The 19,672-nt window shown below is 74.7% G+C and carries 17 protein-coding genes; 15 read left to right on the top strand and 2 right to left on the bottom strand.

Translation table 11 applies throughout. The features are described 5' to 3' along the window. Nucleotides 1-112 precede the first annotated feature (112 nt). Entirely contained in the window at nt 113-1,003 is an 891-nt protein-coding gene (locus ACGFSC_RS01740; RefSeq protein ID WP_359902014.1) for an oxidoreductase, read from the top strand. Between the two features lie 377 nt (nt 1,004-1,380). Here ACGFSC_RS01740 and ACGFSC_RS01745 read toward each other — a convergent pair whose 3' ends face one another. Next, nucleotides 1,381-2,199: an HAD-IB family hydrolase gene (locus ACGFSC_RS01745; RefSeq protein WP_359902135.1), complete on the bottom strand. Its 819-nt coding sequence runs from the start codon at nt 2,197-2,199 to the stop codon at nt 1,381-1,383. A gap of 808 nt (nt 2,200-3,007) precedes the next feature. Between ACGFSC_RS01745 and ssd the strand changes: the two genes are divergently transcribed. The 8 genes from ssd (at nt 3,008) to ACGFSC_RS01785 (ending at nt 8,890) form a co-directional block, all read left to right on the top strand. Next, entirely contained in the window at nt 3,008-4,132 is a 1,125-nt protein-coding gene (gene ssd, locus ACGFSC_RS01750) for a septum site-determining protein Ssd (protein ID WP_359902017.1), read from the top strand. Then, entirely contained in the window at nt 4,132-5,469 is a 1,338-nt protein-coding gene (locus tag ACGFSC_RS01755) for a TadA family conjugal transfer-associated ATPase (protein ID WP_359902020.1), read from the top strand. The genes ssd and ACGFSC_RS01755 overlap by 1 nt, the downstream gene beginning before the upstream one ends. Continuing rightward, entirely contained in the window at nt 5,466-5,618 is a 153-nt protein-coding gene (locus tag ACGFSC_RS01760; protein ID WP_359902023.1) for a hypothetical protein, read from the top strand. Before ACGFSC_RS01755 ends, ACGFSC_RS01760 begins: the two co-directional genes overlap by 4 nt. A gap of 5 nt (nt 5,619-5,623) precedes the next feature. After that, the gene (locus tag ACGFSC_RS01765; RefSeq protein WP_359902026.1) at nt 5,624-6,649 is read left to right on the top strand and encodes a type II secretion system F family protein; all 1,026 of its coding nucleotides are present in this window, start codon (nt 5,624-5,626) and stop codon (nt 6,647-6,649) included. A 176-nt stretch (nt 6,650-6,825) separates the two neighbouring features. After that, a complete protein-coding gene (locus ACGFSC_RS01770) occupies nt 6,826-7,422 on the top strand; it encodes a type II secretion system F family protein (RefSeq protein WP_359902029.1) in 597 nt (198 codons plus the stop codon). A gap of 52 nt (nt 7,423-7,474) precedes the next feature. Further along, complete coding sequence (locus ACGFSC_RS01775) at nt 7,475-7,747, top strand: DUF4244 domain-containing protein (protein WP_359902032.1); 273 nt, start codon at nt 7,475-7,477, stop codon at nt 7,745-7,747. Between the two features lie 73 nt (nt 7,748-7,820). Further along, nucleotides 7,821-8,381, top strand: coding sequence for a TadE family type IV pilus minor pilin (locus tag ACGFSC_RS01780; RefSeq protein WP_359902035.1), 561 nt, complete (start codon nt 7,821-7,823; stop codon nt 8,379-8,381). Next, nucleotides 8,369-8,890: an Rv3654c family TadE-like protein gene (locus ACGFSC_RS01785; protein ID WP_359902038.1), complete on the top strand. Its 522-nt coding sequence runs from the start codon at nt 8,369-8,371 to the stop codon at nt 8,888-8,890. The genes ACGFSC_RS01780 and ACGFSC_RS01785 overlap by 13 nt, the downstream gene beginning before the upstream one ends. Here the strand turns inward: ACGFSC_RS01785 and ACGFSC_RS01790 are convergent. Further along, complete coding sequence (locus tag ACGFSC_RS01790; RefSeq protein ID WP_359902041.1) at nt 8,885-11,377, bottom strand: DEAD/DEAH box helicase; 2,493 nt, start codon at nt 11,375-11,377, stop codon at nt 8,885-8,887. The genes ACGFSC_RS01785 and ACGFSC_RS01790 overlap by 6 nt on opposite strands. 222 nt (nt 11,378-11,599) lie before the next feature. On the opposite strand from ACGFSC_RS01790, the gene bldG reads away from it, so the two are divergent. The 6 genes from bldG (at nt 11,600) to topA (ending at nt 19,645) form a co-directional block, all read left to right on the top strand. Further along, nucleotides 11,600-11,941: an anti-sigma factor antagonist BldG gene (gene bldG / locus ACGFSC_RS01795; protein WP_049659132.1), complete on the top strand. Its 342-nt coding sequence runs from the start codon at nt 11,600-11,602 to the stop codon at nt 11,939-11,941. A gap of 159 nt (nt 11,942-12,100) precedes the next feature. Continuing rightward, nucleotides 12,101-12,520, top strand: a complete 420-nt coding sequence (locus ACGFSC_RS01800) for an ATP-binding protein (RefSeq protein WP_359902044.1) — start codon at nt 12,101-12,103, stop codon at nt 12,518-12,520. A 475-nt stretch (nt 12,521-12,995) separates the two neighbouring features. Continuing rightward, nucleotides 12,996-13,790 carry a hypothetical protein gene (locus tag ACGFSC_RS01805; RefSeq protein WP_392862141.1) on the top strand — a complete coding sequence of 265 codons (795 nt, stop codon included), beginning with the start codon at nt 12,996-12,998 and terminating at the stop codon, nt 13,788-13,790. Nucleotides 13,791-14,130: 340 nt separating this feature from the next. Further along, nucleotides 14,131-15,663, top strand: a complete 1,533-nt coding sequence (locus ACGFSC_RS01810) for a methyltransferase (protein ID WP_359902050.1) — start codon at nt 14,131-14,133, stop codon at nt 15,661-15,663. Between the two features lie 282 nt (nt 15,664-15,945). Next, nucleotides 15,946-16,404: a DUF3592 domain-containing protein gene (locus ACGFSC_RS01815; RefSeq protein ID WP_359902053.1), complete on the top strand. Its 459-nt coding sequence runs from the start codon at nt 15,946-15,948 to the stop codon at nt 16,402-16,404. A gap of 358 nt (nt 16,405-16,762) precedes the next feature. Then, complete coding sequence (gene topA / locus ACGFSC_RS01820) at nt 16,763-19,645, top strand: type I DNA topoisomerase (RefSeq protein WP_359902055.1); 2,883 nt, start codon at nt 16,763-16,765, stop codon at nt 19,643-19,645. Nucleotides 19,646-19,672 lie beyond the last annotated feature (27 nt).

Genomic DNA, 19,672 nt, shown 5'->3' on the forward strand with positions numbered 1-19,672 from the left:
CATGCTAGCCGGGGTTTGGGTTCCGCCGCGGGCGGGAAGTGAGGATTGCCTCTAATGGGTGATGCGGGGTTGCTGTTCCGGGAGGGGCGGCCCGTTCATTACTCTCGGGTAGGTGAGCACTGGAACTGATCCCCTCGCCCCGCTGGCCCAGCTCCCCGGGGTGCCCGACGCGGTGGCCGAGGTGCGCAAGGCCGTCGACCGCCTCTACGGCCACCGGGTGATGCGCCGCCGGGCGGCCGAGGTCACCTCCGAATCCGCGCTGCGCGGCGCCCGCGCGTCGGCGGCCCTGGCCGGGGCCGACTGGCCGCTGGAGGAGGTCCGCCGCCGCAGCGACTTCGGCGCGGACCCCGAAGCCCGGACGGTCGGCGCGGCCCTGCGGATCGCCGCCGAGGCCGGCCAGCTGCTCAGCATCTGGCGGCACTCGCCGCTCCAGGTGCTGGCCCGGCTGCACCTGCTCGCGGCGGGCGACGGCGATCCGGCGGCCGGGCGCCCGCGACGGGCCGGCGAGGGCGCCGAGGAGCTGTTCCCGCTGGCGCTGGAGCCGGTGGAGAGCGTCGAGGTCGACGCCGTGGACGGGCCGCTGCCCGTGCTGCCGCCCGCCCCGGGCGCGGAGGAGGTCGCGGCCCGGCTCGACCAGCTCTCCCGGCTGCTGGTGGCGCGCGCGGAGGGCCAGGGGGTGGGCACGCCGGCCCTCGTCGTGGCCTCGGTGGTGCACGGTGAGCTGCTCGCGCTGCGGCCGTTCGGCACCCACAACGGGGTGATCGCGCGGGCCGCCCAGCGGATCGTGCTGATCGCCGAGGGGCTCGACCCGAAGTCGATCTGTCCGACCGAGGTCGGCCTGGCGGAGCTCGGCACCGCAGCCCACCGCCGGGCCCTGGCCGGCTACCTGGCGGGCACCCCCGAGGGGATGGCGGCCTGGATCGCGCACTGCGGCCGGGCGTTGCGGCTCGGCGTCCGGGAGAGCACGGCGGTCTGCGAGGCGATGCAGCGCGGGATGGTCTGAGCGGTCGGACCGGGGAGGCGCGCGCTCCGCGAGGGGGCGCGAAGACACGGATGCGGCGGCACCTGATCCTGCCGGGTGCCGCCGCTGGTGCAGATACCGGGTGACCATGCATGCACCGGAAGTGCCGATCAGACGGGGATCCTGCCCGTTCGTCTGGTCCGGCGGCCCGACAGCGGGTCGGCTGCATGTGGGTGCCCGGATATCTGTACGTGCGGTCCGTGGGGCCTGAACTGCGTTGTCGGTTTGACCTCTTAGGTCCTGACCGGGTCTCGCGGGCCGTGCTTCATTTGTATCGCGTTTCGGGCGAAAGGGGAACCCGAAACGAGAAGTCTGTCCCGGTTGACCGTTTTGTCCAAGGGGTGCCGGGCGGCACGGCCTCAGGCGGCGGGGCGCCGCCGGCGGGCCAGGTACCAGATCACCCCGGCGGTCACCGCGGCCGTCCCGACCGCCACGGCGGTCAGCACCGAGCCGCTCGGGGCGGAGAACTCGGGCAGCCGGCGCCGCAGTTCCACCGGCTTGTCGAAGACCAGCACCGGCCACTCCCGCGCCTGCGCCTCCTTCCGCAGCGCCCGGTCGGGGTTGACCGCCGACGGGTGGCCGACCGCCTCCAGCAGGGGCAGGTCGGTGGAGGAGTCGCTGTAGGCGTAGGACGCGGCCAGGTCGTAGCCCTCGGTGGCGGCCAACTCCCGGATGGCGGCGGCCTTGTTCTCGGCGTAGGCGTAGTACTCGATCTCGCCCGTGTAGCAGCCGTCCTCGACCTTGAGCCGGGTGGCGATGACGTGGTCCGCGCCGAGCAGCCGGCCGATCGGCTCGACCACCTCGGAGCCGGAGCTGCTGACGATCACCACGTCCCGGCCGGCCGCGTGGTGCTGCTCGATCAGCGAGGCCGCCTCGTCGTAGATGATCGGGTCGATCAGGTTGTGCAGCGTCTCGGCGACGATCTCGCGGACCTGCTGGACGTTCCAGCCCCGGGTGAGCGCGGAGAGGTACTCGCGCATCTTCTCCATCTGGTCGTGGTCCGCGCCGCCGACCAGGAAGACGAACTGGGCGTACGCACTGCGCAGGACGGCCCGACGGTTGATCAGGCCGCCCTGGTAGAAGGGGCGGCTGAAGGCCAGTGCGCTGGACTTGGCGATGATGGTCTTGTCGAGGTCGAAGAAGGCCGCCGTGCGCAGCCCGCCGGGTCGAGGGCGCACGGGCGGGCGGAGTTCTCCGGGCCCGGTGGTGTCGCCCTGGGACTCGTCGGCGTACTCGTCGGCGTTCTCGGTGGTGTCCACGGGAACCGAGGATAGAGGGAGCCGCAAAACACCCCGCCATTCGGCGTACTCGTGGGCGTGCGGGTTTGTGTTTCTGGCCGCTCGGGTACACCATGGAAGTCACGGATCGTTCGCGACCGTGCTAACCCGGTCCGGCTCCTCCCCCCCGAGCCGGGCTGTGGATAGACGACCCCCGCTCTCCCCCCCGGCGGGGGTCGTCGCACGTCCGGGGCCATTTTCAGGGCTTGAACGCCCCTCGCGGCGCGTTCGCCGCCGTTGTGCCGACGGCTTGCAGGGGGTGTCGTCACCTCGGCCCGCCGATCGACTTTCGTCACTCTGCGTTGCCATTTGCTCAGGTTCGTCGGAGATCGAACGGCTGGTTCCGATCGGTGCCGCGGGCCCGCTCGGAACCGGTGTCGGGAAGGTGTCGAGCACTCGTCGGGAGTGCCTTCGAACGGGATGCGGAGGGTCGCTGGTTCATCTCGGTGACCCCCTTTCGTCAATTCTTCACCGATTAGCCCCCCGCCCGGGTGAACGTTTTCCTCCACAGTCCACGAGTTATCCACAGGCAATCGGAACTCGGATGACGGAATCCGGATCTCCCCCCACCGTGATGTCCGGCGGCGGTCGCCGGACAGGGCCTCACCCCTTCCATCCCCAGAGGATCTGTCGGGCGGCCGTCCGCCGGAAACCGTCCGACGTGCGCCGCCGGCCACCCCGGTGGCCGGCGGCGCGGAGGGGAGAATCCATGTCGACGCCGATCGCCGACCACATCACCGCCGAGGGCCCCGCGGTCGCCGGGCCGCTCGTCGTCACCGAGGACGACGGCCTGGCCGAGCACCTGCTGCGGATCTGCGCGGCGGCGGGCACCGAGCCGAGGCTGGTCCGGGGCGCGCCGCCGACGCGGGAGCTCTGGGAAGGGGCCTCGCTGGTCCTGGTCGGGGACGACCAGGCCGTCCGCTGCTCCGGGCTGGGGCGGCGCGGCGGGGTGCTGCTGCTCGGGCTGGACCTGGACGACCCCGGGGTGTGGGTCAGAGCCGTCCAACTCGGGGCCGAGCACGTGCTGTTCCTGCCCGATGCCGAGGCCTGGCTGCTCGACCGGATCGCCGACGCGGCCGAGGGCGTCGGCTGCCCGGCGGTCACCGTCGCGGTGCTCGGCGGGTCCGGCGGGGCCGGAGCCTCGACCCTGGCCTGCGCGCTGGCGGTCACGGCCGCGCGGGCGGGCCGGCGGACGATGCTGCTGGACGGCGATCCGCTGGGCGGGGGCCTGGACATCCTGCTCGGCGGCGAGCGGGTCAGCGGGCTGCGCTGGCCCGATCTGGCCGGCTCCCGCGGGCGGGTCAGCGGGGCCGAGCTGGCCCGGGCACTGCCGGCGCTCAAACGGCTCTCCGCGCTGTCCTGCCTCTCCTGGGACCGCGGCGACACCCTGACGGTGCCGCCGGAGGCCATGCGCAGCGTGCTGGCCGCCTCCAGACGGCGCGGCGGGCTGGTGGTGGTCGACGTGCCCCGCCACCTCGACGCGGCCGCCGGACAGGCGCTGGAGCAGTCCGACCTGGCGCTGCTGGTGGTGTCGGCCGAGCTGCGCGCGGTGGCCGCCGCCGACCGGGTCGCGGCGGCGGCCCGGATGAGGCTCGGGGACGTCCGGGCCGTGGTGCGCCCGGCACGGGCCGGCGGGCTCCCGGCCCGGCAGATCGTCCGCGGGCTGCGGTTGCCGCTGGCGGGAGAGCTGGAGCCGGAGCCGGGCCTGGCCCAGGACGTCGTGAAGGGCGTCCCGCCCGGGAGCCGGGAGAGCGGCCCGCTCGCCCGCTTCTGCGCGAGCTTCCTGAACGAGGTGCTGCCGCCGGTGCCGGCGGTCGGGGGAGGTGTGTACTGATGGTCCGTCTGCGCAGAACGGTCCTCCGGACCGGCTCGCCCGAACCGGGCGGCGGTGCGCGGGAGCACCGGCCGCTGCGGAGCGTGCCGCCGCCCGGCGGGCCGCCCGGGCCCGCGCACGAGCCCTGCCCGTACGGCCGGACGGCCCGCGAGCAGCGCACGGCGGCCCTGGTGGACGCGGTCCGGCTGCGGCTGGCCGAGTCGGGGGCCGCCCCGACGGCCGGCTCGGTCGCCGCCGCGCTGCGGGCCACCCGCCCGCCGCTCGGCGGGGACGAGGTCCTGGACACCGTGCGCTCGCTGCGCGCCGAACTGGTGGGTGCGGGCCCGCTGGACCGGCTGCTGGCGGCGCCCGACGTCACGGACGTCCTGGTGAACGGTCCGGAGGAGGTGTGGGTCGACCGTGGCGGCGGCCTGCAGCGAGCCGACGGAGTCCGCTTCGCCGACGCCGCGGCGGTGCGACGGCTGGCCCACCGGCTGGCCACCGCGGCCGGCCGGAGGCTGGACGACGCCCGCCCGTGGGTGGACGCCCGACTGCCGGACGGCACCCGGCTGCACGCCGTGCTGCCGCCGATCGCGGCCGGCTGCACGCACATCTCGCTGCGGGTCTGCCGCCCCCGGCCCTTCACGCTCGACGAGTTGGTGGCGGGCGGGTCACTGCCACCGGAAGGCGCGCAGCTGCTGGCGGGCATCGTGCGGGCCAGGCTGTCGCTGCTGGTGTCCGGTGGGACGGGCTCCGGGAAGACCACGCTCCTGTCGGCCCTGCTCGGCCTCGTCGGGCCGGACGAGCGGATCGTGGTCGCCGAGGACTCCGCCGAGCTGCAGCCGGCCCACCCGCACGTGGTCCGCCTGCAGAGCCGGCCGCCCAACCAGGAGGGACTCGGCGAGTTCACCCTGCGGGACCTCGTTCGCCAGGCGCTGCGGATGCGCCCGGACCGGCTGGTGATCGGCGAGGTCCGCGGCGCCGAGGTGTCGGACCTGCTGGCCGCGCTGAACACCGGGCACGAGGGCGGCTGCGGCACGGTCCACGCCAACACGGCGGCGGACGTGCCGGTCCGACTGGAGGCCCTGGGCTCGCTCGCCGGTCTCGACCGGCCGGCGCTGCACAGCCAACTGCGGGCCGCGCTCGACGTGGTGGTGCACCTGGTCCGCGACCCGGGCTCGGGGCGGCGCCGGGTGGCGGAGATCCACACGCTGACCGGAGCCGGTGACGGGTCGGCCGTGACCATGCCCGCGGTGGCCTTCCCGGCGTCCGGCGGCCTGCGTCCCGGTGCGGGCTGGGAGCGGCTGATCGGACTGCTGGCGGCACGCGGGGTGTCGCTCGGGTCGGGGCGGCCGTGATCGCAGTGACGGTGACGGTGGCCGGGTCGGCGAGCGCGGACGCGCGAGCGGTGGAACTCGCCTTCGCCCTGCTGCTGAGCGGGTGCGCCGTGGGCGCCCTGCTGCTGCTCGGCGGTGCGGGGAGCAAGGACCGAGGAGGGCGGAGGTGAGAAATGTGACGCAGATTCAGCCAGCCTTCTGCTGGGCCGCGGTGCTGTGCCTGGTGGCCGTCGCGGCGTGGCGTGCGGTGCAGGAGCAGTTGCCGGGCGGGCGGCGCTCCAGGCTGGTGCTGGCGGGCAGCGGGCCGCCGGTGCTGGGCGTGGGCCCGGAGACGGCGGTGCGGGCCCGGGGTCGGCTGCCGGGGTTCCTGGCACCCGAACTGCTGCTCCTGCCGGCGGGACTGGCCGCCGGGCAGGCCACCGCCTCGCCGGTGCCGGTGCTCGCGGCGGCCCTGGCCGTCCTGCCGCTGCGCAGATGGCGGTCGCGCAGACGCCTGGCGGCGGAGGCCCGACACCGGTCCGCGGCCGTCGTGGAGCTCTGCGCCGGCCTGGCGGGGGAGTTGCGCGGCGGGGCGACGCCGGAGCAGGCGCTGCACCTGGTGACCGCGCGTCTCGCCGCCGACCCGGCGGGGCTGCGCGGGCTCGGCGAGGAGCCGGTGGCCCGGCTGGCTGCGGGCCGCTACGGCGGGGACGTGCCCGCCGCGCTGCACCTGCTGGCCGAACTGCCGGGCGGCAGTGGGGCCGCGGCCATCGCGGCCTGCTGGTGGGTGGCCGCCGACAGCGGGTCGGGGCTCGCCGCCGCGCTGGACCGGGTCGCCGAGGCGCTGCGCGGTGAGCGGGCGCTGGCGGAGGAGATCGCCGGGGAACTGGCCGGGCCGCGCGCGACGATCGCCGTCCTGGCCGCGCTGCCGGGCATCGGGCTGCTCCTCGGCGCGGCGCTCGGGGCGCACCCGTTGGAGGTCCTGCTGCACACCCCGGCCGGGCTGGGCTGCCTCGTGGCGGGGGCGGTCCTGGAGGGCCTGGGCGTGCTCTGGACGGCACGCATCGTCCGGGCGGCGGCCCACGGAGCGCTGGAGGCTTCTCCGGTGCGGCGCGAGCGAATCCGAGCCTCCGGCCGTACGGTGCCCGGCCCTTGGGCGAGCGGGCGGGTCTGCGGGCTGTCGCGGGTGCGCGGACGGGCGCTCGGGGCGGTGGTGAGGTGATGCGGGGCATCGAGTGGGTCGCACTCGCCCTTCCGGTGGGCGCGGCGGCTCTGGGGTGGACACGGGTGCGCGGCCGGGTGAGGCGCCGACGGGTGCTCGCCCGGGCCCGGGGCGGAAAGGGAACGGCAAGGCGAACCGGGCTGACGGCCAAGGACGTTGGGCGCCAACGCCGGGCGGTGACAGCGGCCGTCGCCGGGGTCGCTGCGGCGATGCTGCTCGGTGGTGGCACCGGACTGGCCGTCGGGGTGCTGCTGGCGGTGGGCGTTCACCGGTGGTCGGCCCGGGCACGGTCGCCGGTCGACCGCCGGGAGGCCCATGACGAGGAATTGCTGACCAGGCAACTCCCGCTGAGCGCCGAGCTGTTGGCGGCCTGCCTCGGGTCGGCGGCGCTGCCCTCGGACGCCGTGTCGGCGGTGGGCCGGAGTGTGGGCGCGCCGCTGGGTCCCCGGCTGGTGGCGATCGGGGCCGAACTGGCCCTGGGCGCGTCGCCGGAGCTGTGCTGGAGCCGACTGGGCGAGCAGCACCCGCCGCTGGCGCCGCTGGCGCGCTGCCTGGAGCGCAGCAGCCTCGGTGGCGTCCCCGCCGCGGGCCCGCTGATCGGGCTGGCCCAGGGGCAGCGCACGGCGGCTGCCCGCGCGGCCCACGCCCGGGTCCGCCGGGCGGCGGTGCTCGCCACCGCGCCGCTGGGGCTCTGCTTCCTCCCGGCCTTCGTCCTGATCGGCGTGGTGCCGGTGGTCGTCGGCCTCACCAGCCGCTTCGCGCAGGCGATGTGAACAAGAGCCGGATGCACGGACATCGACGGACAACGAACGACAGGAGGATCTCATGACCGCAGTGATCGCGATCGGGACCGGTACCGGGCGGTCGCTCCGCCCGCTGACCGGGGCATGGCGGCGGCGGAGCCGTCGGGCGGCCTGCCGAGTGCGCAGGGTGGTCCGGCTCCGGGGCCGCTCGGACGCCGGGATGACCACGGCCGAGTACGCCGTCGGGACGCTGGGCGCGTGCGCCCTCGCGGCCGGGTTGTACAAGGTGGTGACCAGCGAGGCCATCACGGGCGCGTTGACCGACATGCTGGTGCGGGCGCTCCATGCCACCTAGGACGGGCCGTCGAACTCCTGCCGGTCGGCCGGCCGGGGCCGGGAGGCCCAGGCACGCAGGTGCACCCCGTGGGGTGGTCGTCGGCCGCCGACGGTCCCCGGCCCGGCGGCCGGGAGGCGCTCCCGCCACCGCCGCGCGCGGCACGCTCCTCGACGCCGCCCCGCCCGCGCTCCCGGTGGGCGGCAGGCAGCTGAAGACGGCTTCCGGCCGGGCCGGGGAGCGCGGCGCCGGCCGGGCACGGCCGCTGCGGCCGCGCGGCGACGCGGGCTTCGTGACGGCGGAGACGGCGGTGGCGCTGCCGGCGCTCGTCCTGCTCGCGGCGATGCTGATCTGGGGAGTGCTCGCGGCGGCCACGCAGATCCGCTGCGTGGACGCCGCCCGGGTCGGTGCCAGGGCGGCCGCACGCGGGGAGACGGACGCCGCCGAACTCGCCCGCGCGGCGGCACCGGCGGGCGCGCAGGTCCGGGTGTCCTTGGCGGCCGACACGGTGCGGGTCGAGGTGGAGGCGCCGTGCGCGGGGCCGGGAAGGCTCGGCGGGCTGCTCGCCGTCCGGCTCAGTGCGGCGGCCGTGGCGGCGCGGGAGGACGTCCTGGTGGCGGTCACGGCGGGAGGTGGTGGTCCATGGCCGTCCTGATCGGGCTGCGGGAGACGGCGGAGCGGGTGGCGCGCGCCCGTGCGGCCCGAGCCGTCGCGGCGGGCGGGCGAGGGCCGGACGCCGGCTCGGCGACGGTCTGGCTGCTCGCCCTGGCGATGCTGGGCACGGCGGTGTTCGCCGGGACGATCGCGGTCGGCTCGGTGGTCGCCTCCCGGCACCGGGCCGAGTCGGCGGCCGACCTCGCGGCCCTCGCCGCGGCGGACCGGCTGCTGCTGGACCGGGACGGCGGCTGCGCCCGGGCCGCCGCTATCGCCGCCGCGCAGGGCGCCGGACTGGTGTCCTGTGCGGTCGACCGGTCGGGGGACGCCGTCGAGGTGGTGGCCGAGGTGGACGTCCGCGGGCTCCCGGCCCGGCTGCCCGTCGGCCCGGCGCGGGCGAGGGCCCGGGCCGGGCCGGTACGGGCCCCGGTCACCGGCCCCGAGGACGTGCCGGACGCCGGGCCGGTGGGGGATCCGAGCGGAGCCCCGAGTGCGGCGGCGGTCTCATGAACGGGCCGGCGCTCCACCTTCCGGTCCCGGGGCCGCCTCCGGCGCGTCGGGCGCCTCCGGACCGGCGCTCGTGTCCGAAGCGTCCGGAGCGTGCGGAGCATCCGAAGCGTCCGGAGTCTCCGGGCCGTCGGGCGCCTCCCGTCCGTCCTGCGTCTCCGCGGCTCCGGCGGCTCCGGCGGCCCCGGCCAGCAGGACGTCCAGGAGCCGGACGGCGGCGGCCTTGTCCAGCGGGTCGTTCCCGTTGCCGCACTTGGGCGACTGGACGCAGGACGGGCAGCCGCGCTCGCACTCGCAGGAGGCGATCGCCGTCCGGGTGGCCGTCAGCCACTGGACCGCCCGCCGGAAGCCCTGTTCGGCGAAGCCGGCCCCGCCCGGGTGGCCGTCGTAGACGAACACGGTCGGCAGACCGGTGTCCGGGTGCAGCGGGACGGAGACACCGCCGATGTCCCACCGGTCGCAGGTGGCGAACAGCGGCAGCAGTCCGATCGAGGCGTGCTCGGCGGCGTGGGCGGCGCCGGGCAACTGGTCGGGCGGGATGTCCGCGTCGAGCAGCTGGTCCTCGGTGACGGTCCACCAGACCGCGCGGGTGCGCAGCGTGCGGGGCGGCAGGTCGAGCTTGGTCTCGCCCATGATCTCCCCGGTGGAGATCCGCTTGCGGAGGTAGCCGACCACCTGGTTGACCACCTCCACCGAGCCGAAGCTGAGCCGGCCCTCGCCCCATTCCACGGTGGTGTCGGTGTCCAGGACGGAGACGGAGGTGATGTCGCGGGCGGCCGTGGTGTACGGCGGGTCGGCCGGTTCGACCAGGGCCACGGAGTTCTCCAGGTCGAACTCCCGTACCAGGTAGGTGCGGCCCTGGTGGAGGTGGACGGCCCCGGTGTGGACGCTGGTGTGGGCGGCCGCGGCGTCCACCGTGCCGAGCAGGCGGCCGGTGTCGGCCTCGACGATCTGAACCGGACTGCCTCCGCTGCCGCGCAGGTCCACCGCGTCGGCCGCGCGCTCGCGACGGGTCCAGTACCAGGAGCCGTCACTGCGCCGGCGCAGCAGGCCGCGCCGTTCCAGGACCGGGAGCAGCGGCGCGGTGGACGGCCCGAACAGTTCCAGGTCGGCATCGGTGAGCGGGAGTTCGGCTGCCGCCGCGCACAGGTGCGGGGCGAGCACGTGCGGGTTGTCGGGGTCGAGCACGGTGGCCTCGACGGGCGCCGCGAACAGCGCCTCCGGGTGGTGCACCAGGTAGGTGTCCAGCGGGTCGTCCCGGGCGATCAGCACGGCCAGCGCGCCCTGGGCCTCCCGGCCCGCCCGGCCCGCCTGCTGCCAGAGCGAGGCCCGGGTGCCGGGGTAGCCGGCCATCAGGACGGCGTCGAGGCCGGAGATGTCGACGCCCAGTTCGAGAGCGGAGGTGGAGGCGAGGCCGAGCAGTCGGCCGGTGTGCAGATCGCGTTCCAGGGCGCGGCGTTCGTCGGCGAGGTAGCCGCCGCGGTAGGCGGCCACCCGTCCGGCGAGCGGGCGGTCGAGCTGGTCCTGGGCCTGGAGCGCCACGAGCTCGGCGGCACGCCGGGAGCGGACGAAGACGACGGTGCGGATCTCCCGCTCGACCAGGTCGGTCAGCAGGTGCGCGGCCTCGGCGGTCGCGGTGCGGCGCACGGGCGCGCCGTGCTCGCCGACGTTCTCGGTGAGCGGCGGCTCCCAGAGGCCGAAGACCATCGGCCCGCGCGGCGAGGCGTCCTCGGTGACGGCGACGGCGGGCAGGCCGGTCAGTCGCCGGGCGGTCGCGGCCGGGTCGGCGGTGGTGGCGGAGGCCAGCAGGAAGGTGGGTGACGAGCCGTAACGGGCGCAGATGCGGCGCAGCCGCCGCAGCACCTGGGCGACGTGCGAGCCGAACACGCCCCGGTAGCTGTGGCATTCGTCGACGACCACGTAACGCAACGCCTTGAGGAAGGAGGACCAGCGGGCGTGGCCGGGCAGGATGCCCCGGTGGAGCATGTCCGGGTTGGTGAGCACGTAGGAGGCGTACTGGCGGACCCACTCGCGCTCCTCGGCCGGGGTGTCGCCGTCGTACAGGGCGGCGCGGACCCTCGGCGGGGCGAGTTCGGCCGCCCGGCGGCGCTGGTCGGCGGCGAGCGCCTTGGTCGGAGCCAGGTAGAGCGCGGTGGCGCCGCGGCCGTTGCGGGCCTCGGTGCCGTCGAGGAGGTCGCTGAGCACCGGTGCCAGATAGCCCAGCGACTTGCCCGAGGCGGTGCCTGTGGCGATCACCACAGTCTGGCCGCTTTTGGCCAGATTCATCGCTTCTGCCTGGTGCGCCCACGGCTGTTCCACCCCGAGGGCGCGTGCCGCGGCCACGACCTCCGGACGGATCGAGTCCGGCCACGGTGAATAACGTGCAGGTCGGGCGGGAAGGTGCTCCGTATGGGTGAGCCGGTCGGACCGCCCCCGGCCGGTGGCCAGGGTCGTGAGCAGTGCCTCGGGCGGGCTGTGTCGGGGCGGCATGGGGACCCAGTGTGTCACCGGCGTGACGGAGAATCGTCGTAAGCCATCGTGCGGGCATGGCCGCAGGTGGTTGAATGTGGCCGTGACGGCCGTATGGCCGTGGGTCGCAGCGCTGAGGCTTGCCACGCGTTGGCTGGGCGCGCCCGGGCTCGCGACCATGCGGTGGCGGCCGTCCGGCCGAGGATCGCACATGACGTAGCAAGGCAAGGTGCTGGAGGTTCCGTGGACCTGTCCCTGTCGACCCGTTCAGTCGGCGATCGTACGGTCGTCGAGGTTGGCGGCGAGATCGATGTGTACACCGCCCCGAAGCTGCGGGAGCAGCTGGTCGAGCTCGTCAACGACGGCAAGTACCACCTCGTCGTCGACATGGAGGGCGTCGACTTCCTCGACTCGACCGGCCTCGGTGTGCTGGTCGGCGGTCTGAAGCGGGTGCGCGCCCACGAGGGCTCGCTGCGCCTCGTCTGCAACCAGGAGCGCATCCTGAAGATCTTCCGCATCACCGGCCTGACCAAGGTCTTCCCGATCCACACCTCGGTGGACGACGCGGTCAACGCGACCGACTGACGCGGCCGGGCCGGCCCGGGTGGCCGGCCCGCTCGTTTCCTCGCGTCCGGGAGCCCGGGCCCGTGTGGCCCGGTGCGTCCCCGGACGCCCCTGGGCCGGTTCCGCCGGCCCGCAGGGGCCGGACCTCCGGCCCCGGTCGGAGCACCCCGAGGGGGAGAGATGGCAACCGTCGAACTTCGATTCAGCGCGCTTCCCGAGCATGTGCGGACGGCCCGACTGGTCGCCGCGGCCGTCGCCAGACGGGCCGGGGTCGACGAGTCGGTGCTCGACGAGGTCCGGCTCGCGGTCGGCGAGGCGTGCTCCCGCGCGGTCGGGCTGCACCAGCGCGGCGGCATCGGCGGCACGGTCCGGGTCGCGCTGACCGATCAGGAGAAGCGTTTCCTCATCGAGGTCGAGGACGAGGCCGGCCCCGCCGCCGTCCCGGCCTCCGGCGCCGCCGAGGGCGGCGACCCGGACGAGGACACCCTGGGCCTCGCCGTGATCACCGGCCTGGTCGAGGACCTGGAGGTCACCAACGGCACGGACGGTGGCCTGATCCGGATGAGCTGGCCGGTCTCGGTCCCCTCCGTCGCGGTCTGAGGCGCCGCGGGCGTCGACGCGTGGTGATCCCGGCGGTCGGCTGTTCCCGGACGACCGGGTCCGCTCGTCGATCGGGCCTCGTCGCGATGGACGACGTCCGGGTGGGTTCGCATCCCGTCACCCGGACGACCGGGCAGGCCGTCGGCAGCCGCCTCGACCTCCGAAGCGTTCCGGGCCGAGCTGCCGGTCAGCCGGCGGAGGGCACCCGGGGCGAGGAGGTCCGCGTCGGCATGCCCGTAGGCCGGCTGTGCGAGGACGCGCCCTCCCCTGCCGGTGCAGCAGCAGCGGCCGACCTCGCCCGTCGTTCCGCTCGACGGCGATCCCGCACGACATCGAGCATCGGCACGGGCAGCAGGCAGCAGGCAGCAGGCAGCGGGCAGCGGGCAGCGGGGGAGTGAAACCGGAAATCGGGGAACGGACACCGGCCGTGTAGGTTCGACGACCGATGACGACCGAAACCGAAAGGCTCCTCCCGGTGAACAAGCGACTGCTGGCCGTACCCGCCCTCGGCGTGCTGCTCGCGTTCGGTGCCGTCGGCTGTGGCGGCGACGACAACAACAGCAAGCAGCTGGAGTCCTGGGCGTCGACCGTCTGCGGCGCCGCCAAGGACCCGATCTCCCAGGCGCAGGCCGCGCTCGCCGACACCGGCCAGGTGAAGACCGGCGAAGTCCCCGCCGACCTCCAGAAGCGGCTCTCCACGGACATCGGGCGGCTGGCCAAGACCAACCAGGACATAGCCGCCGCCATCGACGGTGCCGGGGCGCCCAAGGTGCAGGACGGCGCGACCCTCCAGAAGGACACCGTCGACGAGCTGAAGAAGGCGGCCGACGGCTACGTAGAGGTCCAGAAGAAGCTGGACGCGCTGCCCAACACCGACCAGGCCAAGTTCGCCGACGGGCTGCGCAGCGTGGCCGACCAGGTGCAGCAGCTGGCCTCGCTCTCCACCCAGGCGCAGAGCAAGCTCCAGCGCGGCGATCTCGGCGCGGCGATGGCCAAGCAGGAGGGCTGCAAGCCGTCCCCGACCACCGCCCCGACCACCGCCCCGACCGGCGGTGCCACCGGTGGTGCGGGTGCCGGCGCGAGCGGCACCCCGGCCCCGGGCGGTGCGGGCACGACCCCCGCCCCCGGCGCCACCGACACCCCGGGCGCTCCGGCCACCACCCCGGCGCCCGGCGCGACCGACAGTGCGAGCCCGGCCGCTGCCGGCGCGACCACCGCTCCGTCCGCCCCGGCCGGCACCCCGGCGAACCCCGCCCCCAGCGCGAGCTGAGCCCCGGCGGACCGCACGATCCGACGCGCCCGCCCCCGACACCGGCCCGACACCGGCCCGAAACCGGCCCGTCCCCGGCCCGTCCCCGGCCTGGGACCCGGCTGGTGATGGGCGGCGCGCGTCGGCCATGACGAAGTCACCCGAGCCGCCTCCGCGAGCCGCCGCCGCGAGCCGCCTCCGCGAGCCGCCTCCGCCCTGCCGTCGCCGCCGAACGACTCGGCGCCCCCGGCAGGGCGGCGCGCGGCGGCTCCCGGGGGCGTGCGTGGTGGTGCGGGCTTCCGTCCGATGGCCGCGGGGCGCAGCGGCGGCCGCGGGGTGGGCGCCGGGGGACAATGGCGGGGTGATCAGTAGCCCCGTTCTCGACCCGACCCGCCTCGCCAAGTTCCGCGAGGCGCTGCTCGCCGCCTCGTTCACCGCCGACGGGTGCCTGGACCTGCTCGGGCCCACCGGCTATTCGGCGTTGGCCCGCAGCGAGGCGGTCCCGGCACTGCGGGCGACCCGCGGTGGCAGCCCGCTGGAGACGCTGGTGCGGCTGTTCCTGCTCCAGCAGCCGGTCCCGTACCGGGCGGCCGCCGCCGCGCTGCCGGTGGAGGACTGCCTGGCGGACGGCTGGCTGCGCCCCGACGGCGATCTGGTGCGCGCCACCGTCGACGTCCGGCCGTACGCCAACGAGGTGGCCGGGATGCCCAGTTCGGATGCCTGGGTGGTTTCCGACCTGGGCTGCGCGGTGGGCGGCGCGGGCGGCATCGGCTCCGGCGAGACCGCGCACGGGGTGGCCCGCAAGGACCTGGTGCTGGGCGTCGGCGGTGCCTCCACCACGCTGGCCAACATCACCGTGCGCCGTCCCGTCCGGGCCGCGCTGGACCTCGGTTCGGGCTCCGGTGTCCAGGCGCTGCACGCGGCCCGCCACGCCGGGACCGTCACTGCCACGGACCTCAATCCGCGCGCGCTGCGCTTCACCGAGCTGACCCTGGCGCTGTCCGGTTTCGACAACACCGAGGTGTCCGCCGGAAGCCTCTTCGAGCCGGTCGGGGAGCGGAAGTTCGACCTGATCGTGTCCAACCCGCCGTTCGTCATCTCGCCGGGCGGCCGGTTCACCTACCGCGACGGCGGCATGGCCGGGGACGACCTGTGCCGCAGCCTGGTCCGCTCGGCCGCCGACCACCTTGAGCCCGGCGGCTACTGCCAGCTGCTCGCCAACTGGCAGCACGTCAAGGGCGAGGACTGGCAGGAGCGGCTGGCCGGCTGGGTCGCGGGCACCGGCCTGGACGCCTGGGTCGTCCAGCGCGAGGTCCAGGACGTGGCCCAGTACGCCGAGTTGTGGCTGCGCGACGGCGGTGACCACCGCGGCCCCGGCGGCGACTACCAGGCCCGGTACGGCGAGTGGCTGGACGCCTTCGAGTCGGGCCGGGTCGAGGGCATCGGGATGGGCTGGATCACCCTGCGGGCGAGCGGCGCCGAGCGTCCGACCGTCCGGGTGGAGGAGTGGCCGCACCCGGTGGAGCAGCCGCTGGGCCCGCACATCGAGGCCTGGTTCGACCGGCAGGACTTCCTCCGCTCGCACGACGACGCGGGCCTGCTCGCGGCCCGCTACGTGCTGGCCGACGAGGTGGTCCAGGAGCAGGTCGGCGCGCCGGGCGCGGAGGACCCGGAGCACGTGATCCTGCGTCACAACCGGGGCATGCGGCGCGCCACCAAGGTGGACACCGTGGGTGCCGGGTTCGTCGGGGTCTGCGACGGGACGCTGTCGGCGGGCGAGATCGTGGACGCCATCGCGCAGCTGCTCGGCGAGGACCGGGTGGTCCTGCGGGACCGGGTGCCGGAGTCGCTGCGCCTGCTGACCGAGCAGGGGTTCATCGACCCGGTCCGCTGAGGCCCGTCCCGACGGGTCCCGACGGGTCCCGACGCGTCCTGACCCGTCCTGACCCGTCCCGGCCCCCCGTGGCCGGATTCACCGTGCCCGGTTGCGCCGTGCCCGGATTCACCGTGCCCGGACCCCGGCCCTCCGTGACCGCATCCGCCGAGACCTGACCGGTTCACTCGCCCGTACCCCCTGGTTCGTCCGGCCGCCGCCGGGCGGCAGTCTCCCGTTGGCTCTCCACTGTGAAGCTCTGTCCACAGGCTGTGGACAGAGCTGGGGAGCCGGGGGCCAGGGGTGGACACGACGACGGCGATGGTGGGCGGGTCGGTGCTCGCCCTCTTCGGTGGCGTGCTGCTGCTCTGGTGCGCCGCCGAAGTGGGGTTGCGCCTGCGGGTGCGCCGCCGGGGGGCGTCGGCGGTGGCCACCGTGATGGCCGAGGACGACGTGCACGGCCAGCTGGACAGTGCTCCGCTGCTCTCCTTCTCGGTGCCGCCCTCGGTCGGCGGCGCGGGCGCGTGCGGGATCGCCGGGCTGGTGATCGCCCGTCCGCGGGGGCACACCCCGCTGCGCCGCCCGGACCGCTTCGCGCCCGGAGCCTCGGTGCGAATCTGTTACGACCCGCGGCGCCCGAGCAGGGTGGTGCTGGCCGCGGGGGAGGTCGGTCGGGCTGCCGTCGTGGACCTGCTGTGGAGCGTCCTGGGCGTGGGCTGCCTGGCGGCGGGCGCCGGGCTCCTGGCCGTGGCCGGCAGCTGAGCCCCGCTCCGCCCTCGCCCCGTCCCCGCTCCGCCCCGCCGCCCGCTCCGTGAGAACCCGTCGATTTTCCGTTGACAGATCTTGAAATCCGTCATTCCATCCTCCGGAACCTGCCGAAGGCCCCCCTCCGCGGGGCGCGAACCTCCGTCATCGGGTTACCGTTCGAGTGGCGTCGGTGAGCCCGGCAAGTGAAAAAGCGGGATCCGTCCGTTTGACAAGGGTGGCCGGGGTACGGTCACACTCCGCTGGTGGGGGTGTCGTGCCGCGGCAGCCCCGGGGCGGTGGAGGGGTCGGGCGGAGTGCAGCCCGTGCTGCCGGCGCCGACCAGCCACATAAGGACCGGGAGAGAAGAGCGAAGGTGTCCCCGAGCAGCGAGACCGCGCACGGACAGCGACTCGTCATTGTCGAGTCGCCGGCCAAGGCGAAGACGATCAAGGGCTACCTGGGCCCCGGCTACATCGTCGAGGCGAGCGTCGGGCACATCCGCGACCTCCCCAGCACCGCGGCCGAGGTGCCGGACAAGTACACCGGCGAGGTGCGGCGCCTCGGGGTGGACGTCGACCACGACTTCGCGCCCATCTACGTGGTCAACGCGGACAAGAAGTCCCAGGTCAGCAAGTTGAAGTCGCTGCTCGCGGAGTCCGACGAGCTCTTCCTCGCCACCGATGAGGACCGCGAGGGCGAGGCCATCGCGTGGCACCTCCAGCAGGTGCTCAAGCCCAAGGTGCCGGTGCACCGCATGGTGTTCCACGAGATCACCAAGTCGGCGATCCAGGAGGCCGTGGCCAACCCGCGCGAGCTCAACCAGCGCCTGGTCGACGCCCAGGAGACCCGCCGCATCCTCGACCGGCTGTACGGCTTCGAGGTCTCGCCGGTGCTGTGGAAGAAGGTCATGCCGAAGCTGTCGGCGGGCCGGGTGCAGTCCGTCGCCACCCGACTGGTGGTCGAGCGCGAGCGCGAACGGATGGCCTTCCGCGCCGCTTCGTACTGGGACCTGGTCGGCACCTTCGGCACCGGCCGCACCCCGGCCGACGCCGCCAACCCGGAGACCTTCGGTGCCCGGCTGGCCTCCGTCGACGGCAAGCGGATCGCCAGCGGCCGCGACTTCGGCCAGGACGGCCGGCTGAAGGCCGCCAGCGCGAACACCCTGCACCTGGACGAGCAGGCGGCCCGTCAGCTGGCCGCCGCCCTGGAGCAGACGGCGTTCGGCGTCCGCAGCGTCGAGTCCAAGCCGTACCGCCGCTCGCCGTACGCGCCGTTCCGCACCACGACGCTCCAGCAGGAGGCCAGTCGCAAGCTGGGCTTCGGCGCCAAGCGGACCATGCAGGTGGCCCAGAAGCTGTACGAGAACGGCTTCATCACCTATATGCGTACCGACTCCACCACGCTGTCGGACACCGCGATCACCGCCGCCCGGGCCCAGGTCACCCAGCTGTACGGCGCGGACTACCTGCCGGACGCCCCGCGCACCTACGCCAGCAAGGTGAAGAACGCGCAGGAGGCGCACGAGGCCGTCCGCCCGTCCGGCGACCGTTTCCGCACCCCCGCCGAGACCGGCCTGACCGGTGACGACTTCAGGCTGTACGAGCTGATCTGGATGCGCACCGTCGCCTCCCAGATGAAGGACGCGGTCGGCCAGTCCGTCACCGTCCGGGTCGGCGGCACCTCCGCCGACGGCCGGGACGTCGAGTTCTCGGCCACCGGCAAGATCATCACCTTCCACGGTTTCCTCAAGGCCTACGTCGAGGGCGCCGACGACCCGAACGCGGAGCTCGACGACCGCGAGCGCCGGCTGCCGCAGGTCGCCCAGGGCGACCCGCTGGCCGCCGAGCGGATCACCCCGGAGGGCCACGCCACCAAGCCGCCGGCCCGCTACACCGAGGCCTCGCTGGTCAAGGAGCTGGAGGACCGGGAGATCGGCCGCCCCTCCACCTACGCGTCGATCATCGACACGATCATCCAGCGCCGGTACGTCTTCAAGAAGGGGACGGCGCTCGTCCCGTCCTTCCTCTCCTTCGCCGTGGTCAACCTGCTGGAGAAGCACTTCGGCCGGCTGGTCGACTACGACTTCACCGCCAAGATGGAGGACGACCTCGACCGGATCGCCGCCGGTGAGGCGCAGTCCGTGCCGTGGCTGAAGCGCTTCTACTTCGGTGAGGGCGAGGGCCACGCCGCGGGCGGCGCCGCCGAGGCCGGCAACGGCGACGGCGACCACCTGGGCGGCCTGAAGGAACTGGTCACCGACCTCGGCGCGATCGACGCCCGGGAGATCAGCTCGTTCAGGGTCAGCGACGACATCACCCTGCGGGTCGGCCGCTACGGCCCGTACGTCGAGCGCGCCTCCACCGTCGAGGGCGAGCCGGGCCAGCGTGCCGACATCCCGGACGAGCTGCCGCCGGACGAGCTCACCGTCGAGCTGGCCGAGGAGCTGCTGGCCAAGCCCAGCGGCGACTTCGAGCTCGGCCCGGACCCGGTCGGCGGCAACATGCTGGTCGCCAAGGACGGCCGCTACGGCCCGTACGTGACCGAGATCCTGCCCGAGGGCACGCCGAAGACCGGCAAGAACGCGGTCAAGCCGCGCACCGCCTCGCTGTTCAAGACGATGTCGCTGGACACCGTCACGCTGGAGGACGCGCTGCGGCTGCTCTCGCTGCCCCGGGTGGTCGGCACCGACGCCGAGGGCGCGGAGATCACCGCGCAGAACGGCCGCTACGGCCCGTACCTCAAGCGCGGCACCGACTCCCGTTCGCTCACCAGCGAGGACCAGCTCTTCACGATCACCCTCGACGAGGCGCTGGCGATCTACGCCCAGCCGAAGCAGCGCGGCCGGGCGGCCGCCGCCCCGCCGCTCAAGGAGCTGGGCAACGACCCGGTCAGCGAGCGCCCGGTCGTGGTCAAGGACGGCCGCTTCGGTCCGTACGTGACCGACGGCGAGACCAACGCCACGCTCCGCAAGGACGACGACGTCGAGACCATCACGCCGGAGCGCGGGTACGAGCTTCTCGCCGAGAAGCGGGCGCGCGGACCGGTGAAGAAGGCGGCGAAGAAGGCCCCGGCGAAGAAGGCCGCGGCCAAGAAGACGACCACCGCCAAGACCGCGGCGACCAAGACCGCGGCCGCGAAGAAGACCGCCGCGAAGAAGACCACCACCAAGACGGCGGCGGCGAAGAAGACGGCGGCCAAGAAGACCGCCACGAGCAGGACGGCGGCCGACAAGGCCTCGGCCACCGAAGAAGGCTGATCCGCGGTCACCGCGGCCGGGCCCGCA

This window comes from Kitasatospora sp. NPDC048715, from assembly GCF_043198905.1.
Lineage (GTDB): Bacteria > Actinomycetota > Actinomycetes > Streptomycetales > Streptomycetaceae > Kitasatospora > Kitasatospora lactacystinica.